General features: G+C 36.5%; 12 protein-coding genes and 1 tRNA gene. 4 read left to right on the forward strand and 9 right to left on the reverse strand.

Annotation, left to right across the window (positions count from 1 at the left end; translation table 11 throughout):
• Positions 1–46 precede the first annotated feature (46 nt).
• Positions 47–421: a hypothetical protein gene (locus tag HCO57_RS10575; protein ID WP_167989005.1), complete on the forward strand. Its 375-nt coding sequence runs from the start codon at positions 47–49 to the stop codon at positions 419–421.
• On the opposite strand, the gene HCO57_RS10580 is transcribed toward HCO57_RS10575, so the two are convergent.
• Genes HCO57_RS10580 through HCO57_RS10590 form a run of 3 tightly spaced genes read right to left on the reverse strand, consistent with a single transcriptional unit; the run spans position 418 to position 2,228 of the window.
• Positions 418–870, reverse strand: a complete 453-nt coding sequence (locus HCO57_RS10580; protein ID WP_167989006.1) for a GNAT family N-acetyltransferase — start codon at positions 868–870, stop codon at positions 418–420. The two genes, HCO57_RS10575 and HCO57_RS10580, sit on opposite strands and share 4 nt — an antisense overlap.
• Entirely contained in the window at positions 870–1,778 is a 909-nt protein-coding gene (locus HCO57_RS10585) for a cation diffusion facilitator family transporter (RefSeq protein ID WP_167989007.1), read from the reverse strand. The genes HCO57_RS10580 and HCO57_RS10585 overlap by 1 nt, the downstream gene beginning before the upstream one ends.
• Before the next feature lie 18 nt (positions 1,779–1,796).
• Positions 1,797–2,228, reverse strand: a complete 432-nt coding sequence (locus HCO57_RS10590; RefSeq protein WP_167989008.1) for an RpiB/LacA/LacB family sugar-phosphate isomerase — start codon at positions 2,226–2,228, stop codon at positions 1,797–1,799.
• 594 nt (positions 2,229–2,822) lie between these two features.
• Here HCO57_RS10590 and rnr point away from each other — a divergent pair.
• From rnr to HCO57_RS10605, 3 genes are read left to right on the forward strand one after another with little or no spacing between them, the layout of a single operon-like run.
• Positions 2,823–5,015: a ribonuclease R gene (gene rnr, locus HCO57_RS10595; protein ID WP_136950309.1), complete on the forward strand. Its 2,193-nt coding sequence runs from the start codon at positions 2,823–2,825 to the stop codon at positions 5,013–5,015.
• Between the two features lie 54 nt (positions 5,016–5,069).
• Positions 5,070–5,753 (forward strand): head GIN domain-containing protein, encoded by a 684-nt coding sequence (locus tag HCO57_RS10600; protein WP_167989009.1) that lies wholly within the window; start codon positions 5,070–5,072, stop codon positions 5,751–5,753.
• Positions 5,754–5,761: 8 nt separating this feature from the next.
• Complete coding sequence (locus HCO57_RS10605) at positions 5,762–6,421, forward strand: LysE family translocator (protein WP_136950307.1); 660 nt, start codon at positions 5,762–5,764, stop codon at positions 6,419–6,421.
• A 27-nt stretch (positions 6,422–6,448) separates the two neighbouring features.
• Here the strand turns inward: HCO57_RS10605 and HCO57_RS10610 are convergent.
• The 6 genes from HCO57_RS10610 to HCO57_RS10635 form a co-directional block, all read right to left on the reverse strand.
• Positions 6,449–6,519: transfer RNA gene (locus HCO57_RS10610), tRNA-Cys, on the reverse strand.
• Between the two features lie 51 nt (positions 6,520–6,570).
• On the reverse strand, positions 6,571–6,930 hold the full coding sequence (folB, locus tag HCO57_RS10615; RefSeq protein WP_167989010.1) for a dihydroneopterin aldolase: 360 nt from the start codon (positions 6,928–6,930) through the stop codon (positions 6,571–6,573).
• Positions 6,931–6,972: 42 nt separating this feature from the next.
• Entirely contained in the window at positions 6,973–7,929 is a 957-nt protein-coding gene (locus HCO57_RS10620; RefSeq protein WP_136950305.1) for a type IX secretion system membrane protein PorP/SprF, read from the reverse strand.
• A gap of 23 nt (positions 7,930–7,952) precedes the next feature.
• Positions 7,953–22,286 (reverse strand): T9SS type B sorting domain-containing protein, encoded by a 14,334-nt coding sequence (locus HCO57_RS10625; RefSeq protein WP_167989011.1) that lies wholly within the window; start codon positions 22,284–22,286, stop codon positions 7,953–7,955.
• Between the two features lie 5 nt (positions 22,287–22,291).
• The gene (locus tag HCO57_RS10630) at positions 22,292–24,457 is read right to left on the reverse strand and encodes a type IX secretion system membrane protein PorP/SprF (RefSeq protein WP_167989012.1); all 2,166 of its coding nucleotides are present in this window, start codon (positions 24,455–24,457) and stop codon (positions 22,292–22,294) included.
• Between the two features lie 12 nt (positions 24,458–24,469).
• Entirely contained in the window at positions 24,470–26,770 is a 2,301-nt protein-coding gene (locus tag HCO57_RS10635) for a gliding motility-associated C-terminal domain-containing protein (protein ID WP_245167579.1), read from the reverse strand.
• Positions 26,771–26,866 lie beyond the last annotated feature (96 nt).

Below are 26,866 nucleotides of genomic sequence, written 5' to 3' on the forward strand. Positions count from 1 at the left end.
AGTACTAATATTTTCATATCTCTGGCAATTTATTAACTTAAGGGGTATGATAAAATTTCAAAAACATAAAAACACAGAATTTTTAGAGAAATCCATTAAGTACTTAGAAAACACAGGGTTTATTAACATTAGGGCAGATGTTGATGGCTACGACACACCAAAGTCATTTTTAAAGAAGAATACAGGAACCGTAATTACGCCAGATATAGTGGCAGAAAAAAATGGTAGAAAGTATTTTTTTGACATTAGTCTTAAAACAGACAAGGAAAACCAATTAAAATCTAAATGGCTGTTTTTAGACACATTAAGCCGGTTAAAAAGTAATCGCTTTAAAATCATCACCACCAAAGGGCACTATAAATTTACAGATAGTATCCTAAACGATTTAAATTTGACCAGTAAAACGCCTATACGCCTTTAATTACCTATGGTATAATACATTTTAATATGTGGTATACCATCTTCTAAGTATTGTTCACCACTTTCTCTAAAACCTAGCTCGTTATAAAACTTGAGTAGATACACTTGAGCAGATATCTCTATGAACTTTTCTGAACATTGATCAATTAGAAAATCGATGCTTTTTTGCATAATAACTTTACCGTAACCATATTTACGCTGTGTGGGTGCTACCACTACTCTGCCAATTGAAGCATTTTTAAAATAATCTCCAGAACTAAATACCCGTGTATATGCCGCTAATTGCCCATTGGCATTAAACCCCATGATATGGCTTGCTAATTTATCCTTTCCATCTAAATCTTGATACACACAATCTTGTTCTACAACAAAAACTTGTGATCGTAAGGTTAGTATAGCATATAGCTGATGTATATTCAGTTCATCAAATTTCTTAATTGTAATATTCATCAATCTTGCACAATAAGGTTCTTACTATCACATTTGCCAAACTCTGGCTGTATATTAACGTGGTTAATACCAAACTCGTAGAACAATTGCTCTTCTATTTGGTTTAAGATAACATCAAATTCGGACAACCTAATATCTGTATTAAAATCTAAATGAGCTTCTAAATGCACCTCATCATCATTTAATTGCCAAATATGTACATGATGTACATTTTTAATAGCCTCTATGCTTGTTATACAAGCCACAATATCATCCACAACAATAGATTCAGGCGTAAATAGCATTAATACGTTAGTAGACTCTTTAAGTAAATCAAAACCTACATAAATTAAATACAGTGCTATTAACAATGTTAATAACGGGTCTACCCAAAACCAATGGTAATACTGCATTAAAAGCCCACCAAATAAGACTGCAACAGATGCTAACATATCTGTTAATAAGTGTAGGTAAGCAGATTTTAGATTCATATTATTGTTAGAATCTTTTTTTAAAAGCAGCACACTTAGCCCATTAAATACTATAGCAATGGCAGATAAACCTATTACTAAACCAGACGCTACTTGTTGTGGTTCTAAAAACCGAACTACAGCTTCCTTAATCAATAGTACTGCTACTATAAGTAATGTAGCAGCATTTATAAATGCTGCTATAATTTCTGCACGTTTGTAACCAAACGTCTTATTTGTAGTAGATTTTTTACGTGCTAATCTATTGGCTATTAAACTTATAATAAGAGAAATAACATCACTAAAATTATGGAGCGCATCTGATAATAAGGATAAACTACCAGATAGCAATCCTCCTATTATCTGAGCAACAGTTATACCTACATTTAAAAAAATAGAAATGGTAAGCTTAGTATCACTGGTATGATAACTATGGGTGTGGTTATGAGGTTGACCCATAATTTCTGAAACAAGATTTTAAATACAAGGTATTTTATCTATACGTCTCTCGTGTCTGCCCCCGGCAAAAGGAGTATCCAAGAAAGTTTCTACCATTTCTAAAGCTTGTGGTAAAGCCACAAATCTTGCAGGCAAACTAAGAATATTGGCATTATTATGCTCTCTTGCCAATGCTGTGATTTCTTTTGTCCAACAAAGTGCACCGCGAACACCTTGGTGTTTATTAATTGTCATTGCAGCACCGTTACCACTGCCACAGACCACTATACCAAAATCTACAATACCTTTTTCAACATCTTCTGCAACAGGGTGCGTAAAATCCGGGTAGTCTACACTATCTGTACTATCTGTACCATAGTTTACAACTTCAATACCTTTAGATTTTAACAAACCTACTATGGCTAATTTATAATCTGTACCAGCGTGGTCATTTCCAATAGCTATTTTCATAACGTTCTCTTTAGTTGGGGTTCTTAGCAAAGGTACAAAACCTTTTAAAGCAGCATGTTTATAATTGCTGTTGATAAAAGAGTAGATTATTTAAAATCAATCGGTTATAAAAATGTTAAAAATGTGAAGAAATTGAAGAAAAAAACTGAGAAGAATATTTTGATTTTTAATGATTATTCTCCAATACATAACATTTGGTGATGTTTACGTAATGTTTAATTAATTTTTAATCAAGAGTAATTAAACGTTAATGAACAGATATTAACACTAAAAATACATTTAGTTGTTCTAAAATTTATGTTGAAAGGACTTATTAAGATTCGTTAATAACAAATCTAACCGGCTGATTTTAATCTACTATTAACTGGTATAAATTGTCAACAACTATTTTTTTCTGTTCAGAGCAAGAAACCTCATAAATAATTATTCCACATTTCAACAAACTATAATACCCTCCATTTTTAATTTAATTTCAAAAAAGAAAAAAGTATAAATAATATATCTGTTGATAATTGATAAGGTATTTAGCTTATCGTCTTATTATAACGTAGGTCTCTAATATTTATTTGTATTTTTCAAAAAATATTTGTCTTAATGGCTAAAAAGAAAAAAAGGGCTAGAAGTCAGCGAAAGAATGAGATAACTAAAGGTATCTTTAGTGTATTAGAAGAGCAGCCTGGTAAAAGCTTTAATTACAAACAGATAGCAGCTAAACTTGGTATTGTAGATACAAAAGGAAGAAATGACCTTATCAAAAGATTAGGAGAATTAAAGCAAAAAGAGCGTATTGTAGAAACCGAACGAGGTAAGTATAAAAAGAAACAAGAAGCTTATATAGCTGTAGAGGGCAAGGTAGATTTAACCCAGCGTGGAGACGCCTACATAGTGGTAGAGGGTCAAGAAGATGACATTTTTGTACCTAATAGTAAACTTGGAGGAGCTTTTCATGGAGATAGGGTTGAGGTTAGTCTTAGACCACTGCGTAGAGGTAAAAGGCCAGAAGGTGAAATTATCAAAGTTTTAAGCCGATTTAAAAAAGAATATGTTGGCATTATAGAAGTAAACAAGAATTTTGCTTTTGTTAGGCCCATGGATTCTAGGATGTATACTGATATTTTTATCCCAATAGATAAAATTAATGATGCTCCAGACGGTTCTAAAGTTTTAGTGGCATTAGGCGATTGGCCTAAAGATGCAGATTCTCCGTATGGTAAGGTGACCAAAATTTTAGGAATGCCTGGGGAACATAATACTGAAATACATTCTATTTTAGCGGAATATGGCTTACCGTATGAGTTTCCGTATGAAGTGGAACAATATGCAAATCAGTTAGATACTAGCATTAAAAACGAAGAAATCTTAAAACGTAGAGATATGAGAGAGGTTTTAACCTTTACCATTGATCCTAAAGACGCTAAAGATTTTGATGATGCTCTTTCTTTTGAAATTTTAGAAAACGGTAATTTTGAAATTGGGATTCATATTGCGGATGTATCTCATTATGTACAACCAGATTCCATTTTAGATGAAGAAGCCTATAACCGAGCAACTTCGGTTTATCTGGTAGACCGCGTAGTACCTATGTTACCAGAAATTTTATCTAATAATGCTTGTTCTTTAAGACCTCACGAAGAAAAATATACTTTCTCTGCCATATTTGAATTGGATAAGAATGCAAAAATTGTTAATCAATGGTTTGGAAGAACGGTTATAGATTCTAATGAGCGTTTTGCTTACGAAGAGGCACAGCATATTATAGAGACCAAAACGGCAGAAATACCAGAAAATGTATCCATAAGAGGCAATGCTTATGAGGTAAGTGAAGAAGTGGTCAACGCGGTTTTAACCTTAGATAATTTGGCTAAACAAATGCGTGCAGCTCGTATGTCTGCTGGCGCTATTTCTTTTGATAAAATTGAAGTACGTTTTAATTTGGATGAAAATAATAATCCGGAGGGCGTATACTTTAAAGAATCTAAAGATGCCAATAAGTTGATAGAAGAGTTTATGTTATTGGCAAACAGAAAGGTAGCAGAATATATAGGCAAGCAAAAACCAAAGAAAACCTTCGTATATAGGGTGCATGATGAGCCAGATATGGACAAGCTAATGGCTTTAAATGGTGTTATTTCTAGATTTGGACATAGCATAAGTTTAAAGGACCGTAAAACAATTAACAGTTCCTTAAATCAGCTATTACAAGACGTAAAAGGAAATAAAGAACAAAATTTGGTAGATACTTTAGCTATACGTACAATGAGTAAAGCTATCTATACCACAGATAATATTGGTCATTATGGTTTGGCGTTCGATTATTATACGCATTTTACTTCTCCAATACGTAGGTATCCAGATGTTATGGTACATAGGTTGCTTCAACACTACTTAGATCAAGGGAAAACGGTTAAAGAAGAAGTTTATGAAGATAAGTGTAAACACTCTTCTGATATGGAAATGTTAGCCGCTAATGCAGAAAGAGATAGCATAAAATACATGCAGATTAAATTTATGCAAGACCATGCAGATAAGGAATTTGTAGGCGTTATATCTGGTGTAACAGAGTGGGGTATTTATGTAGAAATCATTGAAAACAAGTGTGAAGGAATGATTCGCATCCGGGATTTAAAAGACGATTATTATACGTTTGATGAAAGCCAATATGCTATAATAGGTGAACGGTTTAAAACCATGTATCAGCTTGGAGATGAGGTAATTGTAATGGTAAAAGATACAGATTTAGAAAAAAGACATTTAGACTTTTCGTTAATCGGTAAACACGAATCATAATTTTTTTGCTCTGGAACAGTTTATGTATTTGAGAATCAATACTAAATTGAAAAAATGAAAAAGATAATTAGTCTTCTTCTGTTTATTTTGATGATGCAATTTTCTGCGGCACAAAATCAAGATATAACCATGGCATTGGAGCCATTTACAGAACTTAAAGGTTTTGATGGCCTTTCTATTACTCTTATCAAATCAGATGTAAATAAAGCCATAATAACTGGTGCTAATACCCATAAGGTTGTTATTGTAAATAATCATGGGGTTCTTAAGATTAGAATGGAACTAGAGAAAATGTTTAGTGGCTATAGAACCTTTATAGATTTGCATTATACAGAAGATTTGAATATCATAGATGTAAATGAAGACGCGCTTATTAAGTCTGATGATGTTTTAGTGAAAGATTTATTAGAATTAAAAGCACAAGAAGGTGGTGAGATTAATCTTAATTGCCAAACTGACCAATTGTTAGTTAAAGCGGTTACGGGTGGAGATGTAATTGTCAAAGGGTTTACCAAAAACCAAGATATTAGCATTAATACTGGTGGTACGTATAATGGCAAATTATTTAAAAGTAAATTTACCACTATTGCTGTAAATGCCGGTGGTTTAGCTACTATCTATGCTACAGACTATGTGCAAGCAAACGTAAAGGCAGGTGGTACCGTATCTGTTTATGGTAATCCTAAAAAAATGGATGAGAAAACAGTATTTGGCGGTAAAATAGAGCGTGTGGATTAAAAAGCACTATGTTAGAAGATATACAAGCAGCAATACCTTTAGGCATACTTTTAAGTTTTATGATTGGGCCAGTATTCTTTGTTCTATTAGAAACTGGAGCTACCAAAGGGTTTAGAGCAGCTGTTGCTGTGGACATTGGGGTAATAATAGCAGATGTACTTTTTATTTTTATAGCCTATTTTTCTAGTTTTCAATTGTTAGAAAATTTAAGTAACGAACCTGGACTTTATGTTTTTGGTGGTATGATTATGCTGGTTTACGGCATTGTAGTCTACGTAAAAAAGGAATCTAAAAAGAAAGAGTCTAAAAAACTTAAGGGGAATTATTTGGCTTTAATGGTTAAGGGTTTTCTTTTGAACTTTATAAATATTGGTGTTTTGGTGTTTTGGTTGGGGGTACTCATAGTTGTTGGCCCTAGTATGGAGAATGATGAAAATAGACTATTCACCTTTTTTACTACCATGATAGTTACTTACTTTTTGGTAGATGTAATTAAGATACTACTTGCAAAACAGTTAAAAAAGAAATTAACCCCTGCTAGGATTAGGTGGGTTAAAAAAGGACTAGGAGTTGTATTAATGATTTGTGGTATTGTTCTAATAACTAAAGGTTTTTTACCTAAAGAACAGTTTAACGTGCAAGATGGTATAGAGCGTATAAAACAATAAAGCCTCCCAAAATAGGGAGGCTTTTAGAGGCGTCGAGCGGATTCGAACCGCTGTACAAGCTTTTGCAGAGCTCTGCCTAGCCACTCGGCCACAACGCCATTATAGGCTGCAAATGTACCACGTTAATTTTTGGTTTCCAAGAAAGAATTTTAGCTGTTTTTACCAGAAAGGATAACAGTAACACTTTCTACATCGCCACCAATAGGCGGATTTATTTTAGAAACAGCCACTTCTGCTGTGGTAACCATCTTAATTTCAGAGAAAATACGGTCTATAATACGTTTGGCTACGTGTTCTAATAATTTAGATTTTATAGCCATTTCTTCTTTAACAATATTATTTAGATGTACATAATCTACGGTTTGTGTCAAGTTATCAGAAGAAGCCGCCTCACTAAAATCTGCAGCTACTTCTAAATCTACACGGTAATCACTACCAATTATCGCTTCTTCTTGTAAACATCCATGTTTAGCATGTACGCGAATGTTATTCAATTTAATTTTACCCATGAGCTAGAAATAAGGAGCAAAATTAAGTGATAACTAGCAATTTTAGTACGTACATCTACAATTACTAATACCTTGGAACAAGTCCATCCCAATAGTAACTACATGTGTACCAATATTGTACCCAGAAATTTCGTTGGTTAAAATTTGATAAGAATATCCAAAATAGAGGTTGTTCTTTTTAAGACCTGCCATAGGAGATAAATACAACGGGGTTAGAGGTTGTTCTTTATCATTTAAAAATCTGTAGGTAAGTCCTAAGTAATAATAATCCTCAAAATTGAAAAATCTAAACTTAGCATTAAGGTCTGTCACAGAACGGCCATCACTTTCAAACCACTGAAAGAAAATAGAAGGTTCTACTTCTAATTTACTTTTCTTATTTTTAGAAAAGGCGTAACCCGCATAAGCGTAATAATTTCTTAGCGTATTAGGCTCAAAAGTAGGATTAAAATTTTCTAAATTTTTAGGCAGAAGGTTAGCGGCATTAACACTCACAAAGAATTTATTGATACGATACAGTACGCCTACATCAAAGTTATGATTGGTTGTTGCTCTATCATCTGTTGGTAATTCACCATTCTCCGCTCTAAAATTTTCGGTATCTATTCTAAATTGATTAAAGTTGTAAGAGATACCTAGAGATAAAAATTCGTCTTCATAACGGTCTAAGGTTAAATGGTGCGCAAAAGAAACTCTTGCACCTCTTTGACGGGTGTTACCATTACTATCATTATAAATGAACATACCAATACCAGACCTATCTCCAATTCTAGCGTCTGCAGCTAACGTTTGAGTATCGGGAGCATCTTCTATACCCACCCACTGCGTTAAGCCGTTTAAACGCACTTTAATATGGTCTCCAATACCAGCATAAACAGGTGATATTAGAAAGGGATTATCCGCATTGTATTGGGAATGCTGGGGTAATGTTAATTCCTGAGCAGAGGTGTATACACCAATGCAACATAGTAGTAGGATAAGGATTTGGGTCTTTCTCATCACTCAATAGGTTAAAAAGTCTGTTATCTGTATAAGGTAAAATGTCCAACCATCTCGCGGTCATCGTTTTCACCTCTTAGTTTAATCACGTACCAGTAATCACCGGTTGGTAGCTCCTGGCCTTGGTATGTTCCATCCCATGGAGCGTCATTCAATTTCATCCTATAGAGTTCTCTACCATAACGGTCAAAAATGATAGTTAGTATATTTGGGAAGCCTTCAATGTTGTTTGGAACCCAAGTATCATTAGTACCACTGCCATCTGGTGTAAAGAAATTAGGAATTTCTATATCTATGAATTCCATAAATATCTCTGCAGACATCTCACATCCATTTTGATCTACAACAGTAACAGTGTAGGTATCTGTACGATTAATGTAATACGTGTTGTCTGTGCCATTATCATGGTCTCCAAAATAGAATGTATAGTCTTCTACTCCACCATTGGCTATTGCTGTAATTTCATTTACGTTGATAGATTCTAACGTTAGGGTTAACGGTTCAAAATTTTCTATCTCAAAATCTATGGTATTAATACAGCCATTGTCATGTGCAATAGTTAAATAATGCATACCAGGGGTAATATTGGTAAAGTCTGCATTTAATTGCATATCGTCTGGGTCTGTACTATCTAATGCATATAGTACGTTTGGTAACACTGTCTCATCATTAAAAACAATATCCAAACTATTATCTGGTATGTTACCTGTACACGCATACATTGGTGTAACTGTTGCAGCAAGGTCTACACCTGGATTTATTTCTACGAATACTGTGGTTTCACAACCTTGAGAATCGCGTACAAAAACTACATGGGTAGTAGCAGCTAAGTCTGTAAAGCTTATCTGACCTTCTACAAAATCTGTTGGATTGTTAGCGTTTAAACTTGTAAAGTATGGCGCAGTACCACCGGTAATATCCAATTCAAACGTACCATCAGCACTTTCAAAACAAATTTCATGTTCAATGTTAACGGCTTCAGCTTCTAATGGTGCTGGAGCAGTCAACTCAAAATCAAAGGTTTCAAAACAACCATTTTCATCTTGTGCAATTACTACATAATTGCCAGGTGCTAGATTGGTAAATGTGTTATCCGTATCAAATTGGTCTAGGTTAGGAGAAATAGCATAGTAGATTTCTCCTGTACCACCAGAAACCTCAACATATATACTACCGTCTTCTTCCCCTGCACAAGTAATATTTGTAAACTCTTCTCTGTCAATTTGCAAAGGAGTGGGCTCTGTGATAATAGCTTCTGTAGAAACTGCTATACAATCTACACTAGTTACTCTTACCCAATAGCTACCTGCTGCTAAATCATTAAAACTTTCTTCAGTTTGTGGACCAACAATTCTATTAGTTAAGGCAGCATCTGTAAACAATTCATAAGAATAGCTTCCTAGTCCACCAGAAGCATCCGCAGTTATTCTAGCAGTTGCTTCTCCAGTACAATTAATCATAGCAGCAGATAGGTCTAAGTCTATCATTAAATCAGGTACTGCTTCTACAGTTACTTGATTTGAAATCATCCCTTCGCAACCATTTACATCTATTACAAAATATTGATAATTGCCTTCTGTTACATTAAGAGTATGGGTATCACCACCACTCATAGATGTATAAGTAATACCGTCTGTACTATAGCTATAGGGAGCTGTACCACCTGAAGCCGTTAATTCTAGAGTAGCGTCTGTAGTACATGTCATTGCCGTAAGTTGTCTTAAAGACGCAAATACTTCTACAGGTTCTGTAATCACCACTTGTGGTGTAGTAAATTCACAATTCCATCCGTCAGATACGGTAATACTGTAGGTACCTGCACCCAAATTATTGAAAGTTGGTAGGTTTTGAGCACCACTCGTAAATCTTAAGGTAACACCATCTGCTTCAAAACTATTTAGCTCATATAGATAAATTCCTTCACCACCTGTTGCGTTAGTAGCTGTAACACTCGCATTGGTATCACCATAACATTGTAACATTGTTGGCGTTGCTGTTATGCCCGCTGTGATTGGGTTTGGTGCAATGAGTGTTTCCGTATCTGTAGTAACACAACCTTGGTTATCTGTTACTTGTACAGTATATAAGCCAGCACCTAATCCTGTAAATAGGGCGGATGCTACATCGTTTTGTGTAAATACATTACCTGTAGTGGTGTTAGTTAAGACCACGTCGTATGGTAAATAGCCACCTTCAATGTTAACATTAATTTCTCCAGAATCATTGGTACAGCCTACATTAGCTACTTCTTGGGCGTCTGCCATTAGCAGTCTATCTGGGGAAATTATAGTTACGATGTTAGAATCTTCTACACATAGTGGATTGGCAGTTTCTGTTACCCGTACAAAATAGTTACCACCGGCTAAACCTGTAATCACTAGAGGATTGGTAGTTGTATTACCACTACCGTTAATAGTAGTAGCGGTTCCATCTTGATTATATACAGTATAGTCATAAGTACCATTATAACCCGATACATCTATAGTAATTTCACCAGAAGTATCGCCATAACAAATAGATTGAGCTGTTGCTGTAGCTATTACATCAATCGTATCATATGGAGCAATTTCATAAGCTGCAGTATCAAAATAACAACCAGTAGCTGTATCTGTAACTCGGAAGGTATAAGAACCTACTTCTGTTAATTCAAATGTTGCTTGGTTATAGGCAGGTGTACTAGTTAAGGTTGCTGCTGTATTACCAATAGGAAGTAATTCAAATGTATAAATGTTGCTAACATCGCCATTATCACTTACCGTTATAGTTACTTCTTCATTTACCGCACAAGAAATTTGTACATCCTGAGCTACAGTTGCGTTAAATGTATTAATTGGATTTATGGTTACGCTATCTGTGAACGGACATCCATTGGCGTCTCTAACATAATAAGTAATAGTTTGTACAGTACCATTATCAATAATTTCAAAGGTATTTTGAGTTTGATAATTAGTACCATCTATGCTATATAAATAAGTCGATGTACCACCTGTAGCTGTTAGAGTTAAAGTAGCTGTATTTACACTATTGTCTGGTGCACACGCAAAAGCAGTTACCGTTTCAGTAGCATCTAAAACTGTTGGCTGCTCTACCTCTACCGTAGTACGTACAGAAGCACATTCTTTAGCAGAAACCGCTTCAATTTGATAGAAACCTGCAGCCAAACCAGTGAAAGTTGGATTAGATTGTGGACCAGAAATAAGCACTCCTGCATTATCATATAAATTATAATTGTAAGGAGCATCTTCATTAATACCTGGCGAAGTTGCGGCAAGTACAACGGTAATGCTACCATCTGCCAAACCAAAACAAGAAACATCTGTAACAATAGGTGTATCCAATGTAGTAGTAGTAGGTGCTACCAATTGTTGGGTTATGGTTCTAGTACAAACAGGATTGTTAGTATCTGTATCTGTAACCACAAAAGTATACACACCAACTTCAGTCAAATTAGTAAAAGTACCTGTGGTTTGGTTTATAACAGTACCCGTATTAGGTACGGTCATTTCAAAATTATAGTTACCAGAGCCACCGTTTACGTTAACCGTAATTGTACCAGCAGGTGTTGCAGAACAGTCTATTTGTTTATCTACCGTGGTACTAATGTTCATTTCATCATATAACAATTCTGCATTGGTAGTAGTAGTACAACCCCATTGGTCTAATACTACCACTTCATAATTACCTTCGCCTAAGTTTATAAAGGTGGTACTGGTTTGTGGAGAACCAAATGCAGTACCATTTCTGAATAATTGGTAGGTGTAGTTACTACCTTGACCACCACTAACTGGGTCTGTTACCGGTATACCAACTACTTCTAATTCGCCCTCAAAGTTGGTACAGTTGTCATTGGTTACTAGTAAAGTGGCTTGGATTGGGGTTGGATTGGTTAGGACGATATCATCTTGTACCAATTGTTCACAACCTTCACTATCTCTTACCCAAGCATCATACGTACCAGCGGTTAGGTTACCAAAAGAAGCATTAGTTACAAAATCCGTAGCTGTTGGTATAACACCATCTGCACCGACAAAGTAGGTATAGCCTCCCCAACCGCCTTGTACATTGGTAATGGTAATACTACCATCATCCAATAAAGCAGACATACAGGTTATTGTTGTTGTTGTATGGTTTGCGGTAATAGCAGCATTAGGACCAGCAATGGTAAAGGCCTGTGTATTTTCACAGGTTGGGAAGTTATCTTGCGTAATTACTACGTAATAGCTACCTGCAGGTAAATTAATACCAGCCGTAGGACCTGTATTGGCAATGGAACCAGTACCCTCAGAGGTGTCGTCCCCTGGATTGGTTGGTGTACCATTGGTATTGAATATCTCCCAAGAGAATCCGTTGGTATAGGTCGCATCTATTAATTCAAAGGTAACTTCACCCGTAGCTGTTCCAAAGCAAATAACATCGTCTACCACATCTACATCAATTGTAAATGTGTTAGGGTCTGTGAGGGTTTCAGAAGTACTGATGATACAACCCGTTACTAGATGTCTTACCAAGAAATTATAGGTACCTGCGGCTAAACCACCAAATACATTAGGTGTAGCGCTATTGCCAGTATTTTGCCAAGTAGCACCATTGTCAATACTGTATTCATATTGATTAACATCATTTGCTGTTGAGGTTACCGTAAGGGTTATCTCACCATCTGAACCTGGAGAACAACTTAACGGATTGGTAATGGCAGCTGTAACCGTTTGTAGTTCATCAAAAGGAACTATTGTAGCGGTGGTGCTGTCCATACATCCTGCAGAATCGTACACATTAATCGTATATACTCCACCAGCAAAATCGGTTACCGTAAGTACTGGATTATTTCCGTTTTGTACGGTTACGGGTGTTTCTACAGTACCTGTATTTGGGTCATCTTCTTCTATAAATTCATAGCGCACATAGGTACCGCTACCGCCGGTAATGGCATCTACGCTTATAGTAGCGTTATTTTCATTATTACCGTTGGTACAAAGGAAATCTGTAGTAGTTACAGTATCTATGGATACCGGCGTAGGTTCATCTATAACAATATTGTTGATAACCAACTCGCAATCATTGGTTCCTGTACCAGTAACTGTATATGTACCTACCGGTAGATTCTCAAAAGTTAATGTGGTATTATTGAAAGAACCAACAGCTGGTGTAATGGTATAAGTTAATGGGTTAATACCCGTATTGGTTTCAAATAATTGAATAGTACCATCTGCACCTCCGTTACAAGTAACATCTGTAGGTGTATGCGTAAATATAGGTTGTACCGCAGCTGGTACATTTACAGTAATTGTACCTAAACAATAAGGAATTGCCGTACTGGTATCATACACGGTAATATCATAATCACCAGCTACGCTAGCATCCGTCCAAACAACGTTGGTACCAACCATGTTTGTTTGTGCTTGGTCTACCGTGCCAGGACCATCAATTGCATAATCATAAGAACCAGAACCAGCTAATACATCAATAGTAATCTCTGCATTGTTTGCAGGTGCAGGTTCACAATCCAAAGCAGTGGTTAAACGAGCATTAAATTGCAAAGGAGGATAAATATCTATGGTATCTGAATCCTCACAACCATTTACATCCCTAACATTAATAGATTGGGTTAAACCAGAACTTAAACCAGTAACCGTATATTCATTACTTGCATTGAATGTAAAGTTTTGGTAAGCACCACCGTTAATGCTTATTTGGAAAGGAGCACTAGCAGCTGCTGGATTATCAAGGGTTACCAATACCTCAAAACTACCTTCAGCAACACATTCATCTACTATAGCAAGCGTTATTTCTGGACGTACATCTTCTAAAACGGTAATTGGTGCTTGCTGAATACAATCATAAGCATCTTTTACATAAACGATATAATCTCCTGCTTCTACATTAGCACTAGTATTGGTAGTCCAGCCAGCATCTGTGGCTAAAGGAGCTGCTACGGTATCAGGCAAATATTGATATTCATAAGGAGCGGTACCAAACCTTCCTGTGGCAGTTATAACACCCGCATTAAGATTACAATTATCGTTTGTTGGTGATGCAACGTCTACTGATAATAAGTTTACGGATTCCCTTATGGTAAATTCACCTCCAAAGACACTACAACCTGCATTTGCACCTCCCACTTCAGTAAGTAAAATATAATATTCACCTGGAGCCAATGGACCTAAATTTGAAATTGTTACTGGTGTAACGGGTCCAGAAACTGGCGAAGAACCATTTATTGGCATAGGGGTTATAGGGTCATTAGATTGTTGATAAAATATTTCATAGTCAATAGCCGTAGCTCCTACATCATAATTATCAAAAGTGAATGTTAAGTTACCATCTGCCGCTCCTGTACAACTAACATTAGCAACAACATCCAATGTATTTGTTAAGTTAGAAGGTGTATCTATTGGTGTATCTGCTTCTTTAAAATAATAACAATCTGTTACTAAATCGTGAACAACAAAGGTATAGGTAATACCTGGTGTTAAATAGGTACCGGTATCTGGGTCAGTAGAAGAGAAAGTTATAATATTTGTTCCATTACTAAACCAGTTAGTAGTGTATGGAAAAGTTATAGTTTCTAAAATTCCAAATTCATAACTACCACTGCCCGTTGTCAGTGCTGGATCTACCTCCACTATTGCGGTTCCTCCATCTGTACAATTTGTAGGAGTAGTGTTTACTGTAATATCTAAATCAGTTGGTGGTGATGCTATTATTTCTGTAGTAAAAGCAGCACAACCATTGGCATCTACAACATCTATTTGATAAATTCCAAATTCTAAAATGGTAAAAGTATAATCTCGATTGCTTGCTGTTGTGGTGTGGCTATCCGTAAAGCCATTATTACCAGTTAAATAATAAGTATATTCTGCTGTTCCCCCAGTCGTATTTTCAATTGAAATAGAACCAGGAATAGTATTTCCTCCTATATTATCACATGTTATTGGTTGACTATCAACATCATAATCAATAACATCTGGTTGATTAATGGTTACCAAGAAAGGATTAGACACACAACCTTTGTCATCTGTAATAGTTACTTGGTAATCCCCTGCTGGTAATCCTGTAGTTTGTGTACCGTAGATAGTACCAGAACCAGTTTCAACTACATTAATTACATAAGGAGGTACTCCTACAGAAGTATCAATAGCCACATCTAAAGCACCAGTACTTTCTCCGTGACATAAAATGTGAGTAGGCGTTACAGTGCTTATTACGGGTTGCACAGCAGGTGTAATAGTCACAGTATTGGTAACCACGCTACAAGCTGTTGGGCTGGTAGTATCCGTTACTTGAAATTGATACGTACCGGCTACATTGGTTGTAAAAACATTCCCAGTAAATCCAGTTGTATTATACGTAGTTCCGCCATCGTTAGACCATTCGTACGAATAAGTACCAGAACCACCTCTGGCATTTATGGTTATTTGTGCATCAACCAAACAAGTTAAATCTTGGTCTAGTACAGCATTTGCCACCAATTGTTCCGTAATAGTTACACTTTGTTGCGGTGCGGTACAACCAGATGCGTCAATAACATCTACCGTATACGTACCTGGACCTAAATTATCAAAAGTATATGTTGTTAATGTTGATGGTACAGGCGCTATAAACGGTCCACCATTCAAACTAAATAAATAGTCGCCATTACCAGCGGTTACATTTACAATAACTTGTCCGTCATTAGCACCACTGTAACAAGCGGTGGCAGTTGTAGTAAATGTTAACACTGCAGGTGCATTTACTACTATGGGAGAATCAATTACATCTTCACAACCATTGGTATCTCTTGCACGTATTATATAGGTACCAGCTGCCAAATCTGCAAAAACGGTATTGGTACCATTTGTAGCAAAATCGAAATTAGTTATTGGTGTACCTAAATTATCTTCTAATTGATACGTATAATTGGGGGTACCTCCAGTAGCATTTGCCGTAATGGTTGCCCCAGCAGTACAGGTAACTTGTGCATCTAACGTAGCCGTTACTTCCACTACGGTTGGCTCCGTTAAAACTTGTGTAAGTTGTATAGCACAGCTATTATCATTGATATCTCTAACATCAATAACATAGGTGTTTGCTATTAAGTTTGGTAAGGTTACACTGGCATTAGTTGTGGTTATGTAACCACCACCGTTTACTTGGTATTCGTAGCCATTGGTAGTATCAAAGTTTTCTACTTGAAAGGTAATTTCCCCATCACTACCGGTATTACAGCTGATATTGGTAAAATTGGTAATACTAGCAGCTAGTTCATTACCTTCTTCTACTAGAACATCTAGGGTAATACTAGAAGGACATGTCTCTGGATATTGTAAGGCTTGAATGTCATCTATAGCAATATCGTTACCCTGTGTAACTGCAGAGTTAGTTCTTATTACGATATCTAAATTGGCATTGGCACCAGGATTTAAATTAACCGTATAGTTCTGCCAATCATTAGCATTATTGTTTTTAGGAATATTACCTGTTGTAGTACTGGCAATAATAGTACCACTACCATCTACCAATTGAATTTCTATAGAAGGATCTCCGCCAGTTGAGCCTGTTCTTAATAGGTTAAATGCCCATAATGATATTTCGATATCTTGATTTGGTATTACCTCAACACCAGTTTTTTGATATACAATACCACCTACGCCGGCTACACCACCTACGTTAATTGCAAGGAACCTGCCATTGGCTAGTCCAGAATGATCACTAGGAGATCTCCAAGTACCGTATGGATTTACAATTAAGTTGGTAACAGAATATTCACCATCTTGGATATGTGTATCTGTTCCAAACCCACATAAACTTGTAGAACCGTCTTGAGGTTCATAACAATAAGCTGGGTCAATTTCACTAATTGGGGTATTGGCACCCGCACCAAAGTTTTCAGTCAATAGTATACTTGGTGTTGGTGCGATATTACTGGTATAATTGATAGTTATTGTATGGTTACCAGTAGGTACGTTATTAAAAATATTAGAAGTATCAGGCGTATTTGGGGTACCATCTATTAAATAGGTGTAGTCAAAATCTGCACTGTCTGGTGTAATTGTAATTATACCTTCACCATCACACTCATAATCCACTGTAGCCGTAGCATTAGGTGGGGTTGGTTCTGGCTGTACGGTAACTGTCATAGGGTAAGTACAATTATTTGCATCCCTTACAAATAAAGTATGGTCTCCTGGTAAAAGATTTTCTATAGAACTTGCACCATACGTGGTACCACCATCAAAACTATAGGTATAGGGAGCTGTACCTCCAATTACGTTTGTAATTCTTATTTCTGCACCACTAGGGTTACACTCTGCAAGTTGTGCTACTGCCGCAGAAGCGCTTAAAGGTAACGGTTCAGAAATGGCATAAATCTGGTCTATTTCACACGAATTAGCATCTCTAACTCTAACATGGTAACTACCTGCAGCAAGGTTTTCAAATGTGTTTTCTGGTTGATAGGTTGTACCATTATCAATACTATAGGTGTAGGGTCCCTCACCGCCTGTAATAGTTACCGTAAGTGTTGATGAAGCATCACCGCTACACAATATAGCCGTATTTGAGATGGATAAATTAAGAGCAGGGTCTTGATTTATTACTATCGTATCTACTGCTTCGCAATAATCTGTATTACCTGAATTATCCCTTACATAAACATCATAAGTACCCGCAGCGTTAACTGTTGCTGGATTCGTGGTGGTGAAATCTGTGGCAGCGGGAGTAGTACCCGTTAAAACAACTGCGTATACATAATTACCATCACCACCCGCAGCCGTAATATCTACGCTAGTAGAAGTAGCACAAGCAGAGATATTGCTTGCCGTGGCTGTTACCGATAGTTGTGGGTTTATTGTAATTGTTTCCGTATCAGTACAAGAGTTTCCATCTTGTACAGTCACGGTATATGTACCTGCAGAAAGATTTATAAAACTATTGGTGCTAGAAAAATCACTTCCGTTAATACTGTATTCAAAATTACCATCGCCACCACTGGTTACATTTGCGGTTAAGGTTAAACCTGTTGCATTGTCATAACAAAAATCGTTAGGAACTAGTTCCAAAACGGGAGCTATAGCTGCATTTAAAGTAAAATTACCAGGAACTTCACAACCGTTTGCATCTTCCACTTGAACTGTGTATTGTCCTATTTGTGTTAATCCGTTGAAAGAGCCGGTAGTATTGGTACCAAATACAGTGGTATCCGGATTGGTTAAAGTGTAGGTATAGCTACCCCAACCTCCAGTTGCTGTAATAGCTACGCTACCATCAGTGGTACAGGTGGGTTGTGTTTCTACGATAGAAATAGCTAATTGGGCTGTTGGTGCTTCCACAGTTACCGATGCCGTATCGGTACAATTGGTAGCATTGTCAGTTATAGCTATATCATATGTACCTGCTGCTAGACTGGTTAGGTCTATAGTGGTGTTCGTTTCATTAGTACCACTAAAAGATTGTGGTCCTGTAATGGTATAATTGTAATTAGTGCTAAAACCATTAACGGTAAATCTTGCTTCACCATCTGTTGCATTTAAACAACTAATATTGCTCACCAATTGACCAACAACATTGATAGGTGTAATTGGAGCAATGGTAAAGGTTTCTGTGTACACACAACCTCTACTATCCGTAACTCTAAAGTTATAGGTATCTGGGCTTAAGTTATTAAAAGCTGCGGTAGACCCAGAAGCAGAATCTGGAGAAACCGCAGAAGGCGCAATTATTTCAAAAACAAAAGGAGCTGTACCCGCAGTTACTGTTGCAGTAACATTAGATGTATTGTCTGGGCAGGTAACTGCACTAGCCGAAAAATCTAAATCTGTAGGCGGATTAAGTGGCAATAAGGTAATAGGGTCTGTAACAAACGTACAATTATTGGCATCTCTAATGGTGATTCTGTAAGTACCATCCGTAAGGTTGCTAAAACGTTCTGCCCCTACTCCATTTACAAAGTTAACCCCGTCTATACTGTATTCATACGGTGCATCTCCACCCGTTACATTTTGTGCTTCTATAATTCCATTTTGTAAACAAGTGTAATCTTGAATCAAAGCTATATCACCAATAACAGCACTTGTAGGGCCACCGATGGTAAAAGGTTCTAAGAAATCACAATTGGTGTTTCCTTTGCGCTGATTAACCACAACAGTGTAATCTCCTTGAGCCAAATTATTAAACTGGCCAGATCCATTAGTTGCGATTTGGTTATCATCTGCATCTAAGAGATTAAAGGTTACCGTATAGCCGTTAGAGGAAGTTAAATTTAAATTTATACTACCATCATTGGCTCCAAAACAACTTTCGTCTTGAGAACTGGTGGTATATTCCACGGACGGTACTAAGACAATAGTAACTGGATTAGATATGGCAAAACAGTTATTTCTGTCAATGACCGCAAAGGTATAGGTTCCAGGAATTAATATATCAAAAATAACACTAGTTTGAAATTCACTATTAGGAATTTCAGTAGGGTCATTGTATGAAGTAACCGTAGTTCCGGATTCATCTACAAACTCGTATATAGCATAGGTATGTGGTGTTTTCCCACCAGTAGAGTTCATCTGAATATTACCTTCTCTACAAGAGATATGCTGTGAGATTACTGCTTCCAATTCTAAATCAGATTCATCTAAAATTGTAACGTCTTGAGTTAAATCACATCCTGCGTCTGTAGTTACACGAACCGTATAATCTCCTGCAGCCTTATTTTCAAAAGTATAATTGTTATCATCAGAAGGGCCAAAACTGTCTACTTCGGTTCCGTTCTGAATTAAGCTGTAATAGTACTGTACATCTGCATCTAAAAGAGAAACCCCTATTGAACCTAAACCAATACAACTAACATTGGTAACGGTTGTAGTAATTAGCACATTTCTATCTCTGATACCTATGTTGTCTACCACAAATTCACAACCGCCTGTAACACCTACTTGTCTCATCTCTACACGGTAGGCTCCATTTTGGTCAATTGTAAATTCTGGTCCGTTGTTAGCAGAATAAGGTACTACAATTGCATTTGTTGCATCATTTACCAATTGAAATTCATAATCGGCAGGCATGTTAACTACTCTAATTTGTCCGTCTACACCGCACATTAAATCCCTAGTCTCTACCTGTGGATTTAATGGATTTTTATACACATTAAAGTAGAAGATGCTAGAACAACCATCTTCATAATTTATAGATAGTTTATACTCACCTGCATCTGACGCTGTATAATTAAAACCACTACCTACCTGGGTCCAAGAACAAGAATTGTTAGTGTTAGCACAGTTTGTAGCCGCTGCAAAACAAGAACCTTCCACAAGCTGTTCCCATTCGATATTCAAGGCATCTGGTATGTTTATTTGAATTAGTTCAGTATCATTGAGACCGCACAAGAAGATTTCTGGTAACTCTCTACCATCATTGGGGCAGATAAGAATAGTACCATCTACTGTGTTACTTGTATCATTAATTAAATCTGTAATAGGGTTGGTTTGGGTTTGTCCAAAACGTTCTACCGTGATAATTTCTTCAAAGCCTTTACAGGGGTCTGCTACTTGCTTATCTACAATATAGATTCCAATATCATCTACGATTATAGTAGAAGGGTCGTTATCTTGGTCGTCATCAGTGATTACAGTATCTCCGGCATCAATCAAACCATCTTGATTGTTATCCCTGTACCAAACATAATTATCAAAATTATCACCTGCATCTAGTAGTACGTCTTCCCCACACAAAAGGACTGTACGGGAGAAATCACAATTCTCTAAATCGTCTAATAAAAAGTTAGTGGCACCTGGGGTTACATAGCCGCAGTTATCAAAATCTGTAACGGAAGGATCATCAGTAATAACATTGTCATTGTAAAAGCCTCTGTAGGTAGAGTAGGCTAGATTTTGAATTAAATCTGTACAAGCATCAATAAAATCAAAACAACTTTCTGCTACTCTTACACCCATTCTTATGGCAGCAGGCGGATCATTCTCGGCAACTAAATTATCTGGAATTGAAAATACTACTTCTCTTGTGGCTGCATCATAGGTATAGGTTACGCCAGCAGGCAAGTCTAATTCATCTGGCAAAAAAGTAACGTTAATAGGTAATACGTCTCTTATTTGGTAGTTAATGGCATCATCATTACCCGTGTTCTCAAAGGTTAATACATAATCTAGGTATTGACCTAAATTAACGCCTTGCCCTGTAATATCGTTACCGCCAATGTCTTCTACTGTTTTTGTCAGAACAATATTGGGTTCTATAATTTCTACATCAAAAGAAGTGAAAAAGATATCGTATTTATCTTGGGATGAACTTGCTCTTAAAACTGCCCCTGTTTCATCATTGGGAATAACACCATTTAAAGGATTTGGGATGGTAAATAAATCTATATCCCAACCCAAAGTATTGATACTATTAGGATTTCTGCTGTTTACAAGTAGGCCTTCATCTGTAATATTACTATTAAAGAAATTATTGGTAGGGTTAGCTGTATTACCTAATGGTGTAAACCCTGCGTTCATATTGGCGCTAAAGGATAATCCATCTCCCTCTATTCTATTATCACCCTCCAATGTACTTATACCTAATCTGGCATTAACAGGAAAAGGATTTGGTAATGTAGTAAATCCATTGAATGGAATATCTACAGTTTCTCCAGTTTTAATGCCGGCATAACCATCAAACGTTGTTATGTATTTTCCAGGATAATTAGGGTTTTCATAAACAACTACCATGGTCCAACCCCCAGATACACCACCACTTATATCGCTGCCATTACTTGCTAATATATTGGCCACGGTGTATTCTCCGTTGGGGTCTGCCAAACCAGCTACGATACTGGTAATATCTGCATAGCTGGCGTAAGGACTATAATAGGCAAAGTCCACGTCGCCATCACCATCAAATAAAACTTCTGTAGCAGTAATATCTATATAGGTTGAGGATCCAGGTGTTTTTAATTTTACCTGATTTATCCCAGAGCGATCATTATTTACATACACTGCGGACCAATATAAACCTGCATATCTTACTAAGGAACAACCAACATCTGGTACCGATAATGTAGCACTACTAGAGCTAAACGTAGAGGTATCATTATCAACATCAATATATTGCATATTTAGTTGATCGTTGTATTCTGAGCTTAGAATAACCCATTGAGAACCAGTCCAAAACCATCTTGGATTACCAATATCATTATAAGGATCTTCTGGTTCTGTAGTAGAAGTACCACCATCCCGGTTTACAATGTTGTTACCTATAAGGGTTAAATCACCTCTTAAGCTATTATTGTATCTAGAATCAAAGTTGTTTTTAACCTGACCAAATAATCCCTGCATGGAAAATGCAAGGACAAAAAGGATAAGTAAGTAAGTCTTGGGGTAACTGTTACTCATGTTTTTTAAACGCTACGGTTAGATTTTACACGCATTATCCACATGGGATCAATGTATGCGTTATTGATGTTAGAATAGTAAGAAACAAGGGCATCTGTCCACTCATTATGTGCCTTTAAATACACATAACGATAGTTATTTTCTGGGTTGATAAAATAACTTGCATTTAGGCCTTGATCATTTAATTGCTTTATAAAACGAGTGGCATTTCTTGGGTTGGCAAATACATTGGCAACTATATAATAACCAGAACGTAGACCATCTATCTGTAAGGTCTTATAGGCTACACCATTTTGCGTTTCTTCTTGTACATTTTGTTGCAAAAGGTTATCATCATAAGTAGAAGACTTGGGGATGTTATCTACGTATGCGCCTTCGGTATAATCATTTTTAACAGTCATAACCCAAGTGTTCCCACTATAGGTGCCATTAAGATTAGATTTATGTGCAGCTATGGCATCTTCTTTGGTTTTGATACCTTTGATGTACACATAGTTCATACCATTTCTTGGATTGGTAAAATAGTCCGTTTCTATACCTTGATTTTGCAATTGGTCCATGAACTCAGTCATGTATTTGGTACCCTTATAAACATTTGCAATTACATAAGAACCGCTTTCTACATCTGGAATTTCAAATGTTTTAAAATTCTTGTAACGTTTGGTATATTTTGTATTGTCTTTTATGGATTGGGTGCGTTCTTCTTTAGCTTCTGCTATGGTAGCTGTGGTAGAAGTACCACTAATATCTGCTAAGCGTATAGGTTTTTTATAAGCTGGTGCTGTAGTTGTTACATCATCCATATTAGTAGCATTTCCGTAATCGGAAGCTAGAACGGTGGTAGTAGCGTTTGTAGCATAAGCATCGCTAGTACCTTGTGTATCACTATAATTTATTGGGTTTTCTCTTGGAGTTGTACCAATGTTGGTTTGATCTGCATTGGCTAAATATATGGCTTGAGCACGCTGTTCAATATCTGGTCTACTGCCTTGAGTTTCTCTCTTTACCATTTTCATAACCATGGCAAAACGTCTTTCTAAATCTTGTTGTCTTGTGGATTCAATAGAATCTTGTCTAAATAGTAATTCGTCTAAAATGGCATCGTTTTCAGCAAGCTTTTGTTGTAGTTCCGCAATCATGATGTCTTTTTCAGAAACTGTTAATTCTTCAATAGGAGTTTCTTCTTCATCATTACTTACTAAATCTTCATTGTCTTTTTCTAAAAGAACTCTATCTTCTGTTAAGGTTGGTGTAAAACTGTAGGCTAGAGAAATTTCATGATTTACACCAAAGTTTTCTAAGTTGTTGCTTAAACCTTTTTCTACGGTATAACCTATAGATATTCTTTTGTTTAAGTTAAAACCAACACCAGCTGCTGCACCATAATAATCGTCATAACCCGCTTGTAACCAGCCTATTTTTGGTAAATCTAAAATTAAACTACCTCCAAGATTAATGTCTTCACCAGCAAGGGATTGTACCCGTGCCAAAGGCATTAAACGACCGGATTCTAATAATCCATTAGCCTTTTTAAACTCATAGGTATATTGTAAATGACCAGTAAAGGTTTTTGAGGCAAAATCTGTTAAGTCTTCGCTCGTTTTTAAATTATATTCAAATAGGTTGTTAGCTACAACACCTACATCAAATTGACCATAAGAAAGGTTAAAACCAGGTTGAACGGTTATTAAGGAAATATCATTGGAACCACGCAATAATGGGTCGTCCGGATCTAGTGTAGATGCTCTATTTTGATTGATACCACTTTTATAGTATGAAAAGTTAGCTCCAAAAGTTAAATTACTTTTTTCACTAAGTTTTACACCGTATGCATAGTTTGCTAATAAACCATAGTTGTCAATTACACCTTCTGTTTGGTTGTATAAACTTACACCAACCCCACTTCTATCCCCTATTCTACCACTGTAACTTAAAAAGTACGTCTGAGCGTTATCATCAAAAGATACTGATTGGTTTCTGTGAAATAAGTTGATATACGATTTGTTTTCTCTTACGGTAGAAAAAGTAGGATTTAACAAATACCTATTGAACTTAACTAAGTTTTGAGTAGGCAGATCGTATGCAACAAATGGGTCTTCTTCTTGTGCTTGGGTAGGCACTAGAAGTAAACACATTATAAGGGTTAGAAATAGTTTGGTAAGCTTGTTCATGGGTTTGTTGGGTTATCGGATCACCGTTATGGTGCCTTGTCGTAGGGTTTTGTTGCCTTCCTGTATTTTGTAATAGAAAAGCTGATTCTTTTTACTGAATTGTAATGAAGAAGAGGGCCAGTTATTTTGGTAATCTCTCTGGTTTAGTACTTCTTCACCATTTTCATTATATATGGTAACGGTAACATTTGCTTGTCTGGAGTAGGTATTTGGGATGACCCATAGGTCATTAGCACCATCACCGTTTGCTGTTACCACATTTGGGATGTCAAAATTATCTCTATAAGATACAGTTACAGTTCTACTAATTTGGCAGTTACCACTAGAAGCAAGTAGTATGTAAGTTCCTTCTTCACTCAAGGTAATGGAAGAACTTGTACTTATATTGTTATTAGTCTCATCAAACCAAGCGTAGGAGTCTGCGCCAGAAGCATTAACAACTTTTGATTCCCCTTCTGGAAAAACCAAATTACTATCAGTATCTAGTTGTACTATACTTTCATCAAAAGCAGTAATAACAACTTCATTAGAAATAATAGGACAGCCATTGGTAATAACACGTAATTGATAATTACCAACTTCTGTGGCTGTGATACTTGCAGTAGTTATGTCTAGTTTGGTATTGTTTAGATACCACTCGTAGGTTTTACCTGTTAAATCGTAGTCGGTACTTATTGTGATGATTACGCCATCACACAACACATTTCCATCACTGGAAATAGCAATATTTTCACCCGAATTAAGTACTACGGGTAATTCTATAGTATTTACAGTAAAAGTATCTAGAGTAGCTGTAAGACTATAGGTACCGTTTTCTGAGGCATTAACTAGAGATAAGGTTGCACCACTAGCACCAATTACTGTAGTGTTATCTTTTTTCCACTGATAGGTAAATTCATTTTTCAGGTTGTCGGTAACATCAATTTGGTTACCATTAGCATCTGTAGCAGTTATGCTTGCAACTGTTAATTCTACAGAAGTACTGATACAGGCTTCATAGGTATTTAGATAATCTATGGTAATAGCAAAATCTTGTGGGAAAACAACAGTTGTAGTTTCTGATGTTTTAGTAACTGAAGAACAAGTACCACCTGTTTCTGTTACGGTTACATGATAATCCCCAACTTCACTAACGGTAATAGTCGCATTCGTGGCACCACTAATGGCAGTACCGTTTTTGTACCATTGATAAGAAGGTGTACTAGCATCTGTACTAACCGTTAGCGTTTCTGTTTTACTTGGTAATAACACCAAATTAGTAGGGTTATCTAGGCTTACCGTAAAAGAGCCTGCACTTTGTATAGTAACAGCAGCAGAACGCTCTAAACATATTCCATCGCCTTCTACTTCTACCTGGTAGTCACCTTCAAAACCAGCAGTACTGCCAGATACGCTTAAAGTTGCTCCTTCAACGGCAGCAGGCTGTACTATAGAGCCATCTTTATACCAGGTGTAGGTATATCCATTGCCCGTATTATTTGCCTGTAATGTTATGGTATCATCACTACATAAGGTAGTTTTAGTAGGGGTATTAATGGCTATACCTTGTGGAGCATTAATATTAACTTCTATGCTGTTTGATATGGTGTTAGCAGATCCTGAGCAATTAGCGCCATAATCCATTTCTACAAAATATAATCCAGACTCAGAAACCGTAATACTTGGACCTGTACTGGATAACTTGGTACCACTTCTGTACCAACTGTAGATATAATTGTCAGCATTTGGGACATTATGGGCGGCTAAGGTAACTTGCGCACCTGTACAAACATCTATAGTTCCGCTTGGAGGTATGGTTCCATTGCCGTCTTTACTAATTAAAATAGGACTGTTATAGTCTATATAATACATGGAAAAGGCATCAGATACCTCACTTGTTTTTTCTGGATTGGTAGAACGGACTCTAAATTTGTACCCATCACCTCTTGTGTCGGTAGGTAGATTAAAAGAAAATAGAAAGTCGAATTCTGTGTTTTTATCGCTTACCCTATCTAATTCTATAGGGTTGGCAAAGCTGCCATTAGCATTAGATAGTTCTAAAATAAACTCATTGGTAGAAGCCACTAAAGGTGGTCCCCAAGTAAATTCTACATAATACTCATTAAAGTTTTCTGAGCCACAGGCGGATGTCCAGGGAGTAGTTGATCCTAAATTTGGATTGGCTGCTGGTGTTGGTTTGTTAAGTGTCTGTCCTGTTGCAGTGGCTAATCCTAGCAACCACAATAGAAGTAAGGCACCTAAACCTTGATTCATTTTTGTTTTCATAAGTGTAGGTAATATTTGGGTGTAATATGTTTTTAGGTCATTTAGCATGTATGCTTTAGTTTACTTTTTAGACTTTAGTAGGTTTAAAAACAGGTGTATACACACCACGCTAAGAACAAATATTAACCATTTATCAACGTACTT

The sequence above is a fragment of the Croceivirga sp. JEA036 genome (assembly GCF_011882165.1).
Lineage (GTDB): Bacteria > Bacteroidota > Bacteroidia > Flavobacteriales > Flavobacteriaceae > Croceivirga.

Bases quoted from the DNA above. Each gene is read 5' to 3' on its own strand.
- HCO57_RS10575 (WP_167989005.1), top strand. From the start codon at position 47: ATGATAAAATTTCAAAAACATAAAAACACAGAATTTTTAGAGAAATCC.
- HCO57_RS10580 (WP_167989006.1), bottom strand. From the start codon at position 870: ATGAATATTACAATTAAGAAATTTGATGAACTGAATATACATCAGCTA.
- HCO57_RS10585 (WP_167989007.1), bottom strand. From the start codon at position 1,778: ATGGGTCAACCTCATAACCACACCCATAGTTATCATACCAGTGATACT.
- HCO57_RS10590 (WP_167989008.1), bottom strand. From the start codon at position 2,228: ATGAAAATAGCTATTGGAAATGACCACGCTGGTACAGATTATAAATTA.
- rnr (WP_136950309.1), top strand. From the start codon at position 2,823: ATGGCTAAAAAGAAAAAAAGGGCTAGAAGTCAGCGAAAGAATGAGATA.
- HCO57_RS10600 (WP_167989009.1), top strand. From the start codon at position 5,070: ATGAAAAAGATAATTAGTCTTCTTCTGTTTATTTTGATGATGCAATTT.
- HCO57_RS10605 (WP_136950307.1), top strand. From the start codon at position 5,762: ATGTTAGAAGATATACAAGCAGCAATACCTTTAGGCATACTTTTAAGT.
- folB (WP_167989010.1), bottom strand. From the start codon at position 6,930: ATGGGTAAAATTAAATTGAATAACATTCGCGTACATGCTAAACATGGA.
- HCO57_RS10620 (WP_136950305.1), bottom strand. From the start codon at position 7,929: ATGAGAAAGACCCAAATCCTTATCCTACTACTATGTTGCATTGGTGTA.
- HCO57_RS10625 (WP_167989011.1), bottom strand. From the start codon at position 22,286: ATGAGTAACAGTTACCCCAAGACTTACTTACTTATCCTTTTTGTCCTT.
- HCO57_RS10630 (WP_167989012.1), bottom strand. From the start codon at position 24,457: ATGAACAAGCTTACCAAACTATTTCTAACCCTTATAATGTGTTTACTT.
- HCO57_RS10635 (WP_245167579.1), bottom strand. From the start codon at position 26,770: ATGCTAAATGACCTAAAAACATATTACACCCAAATATTACCTACACTT.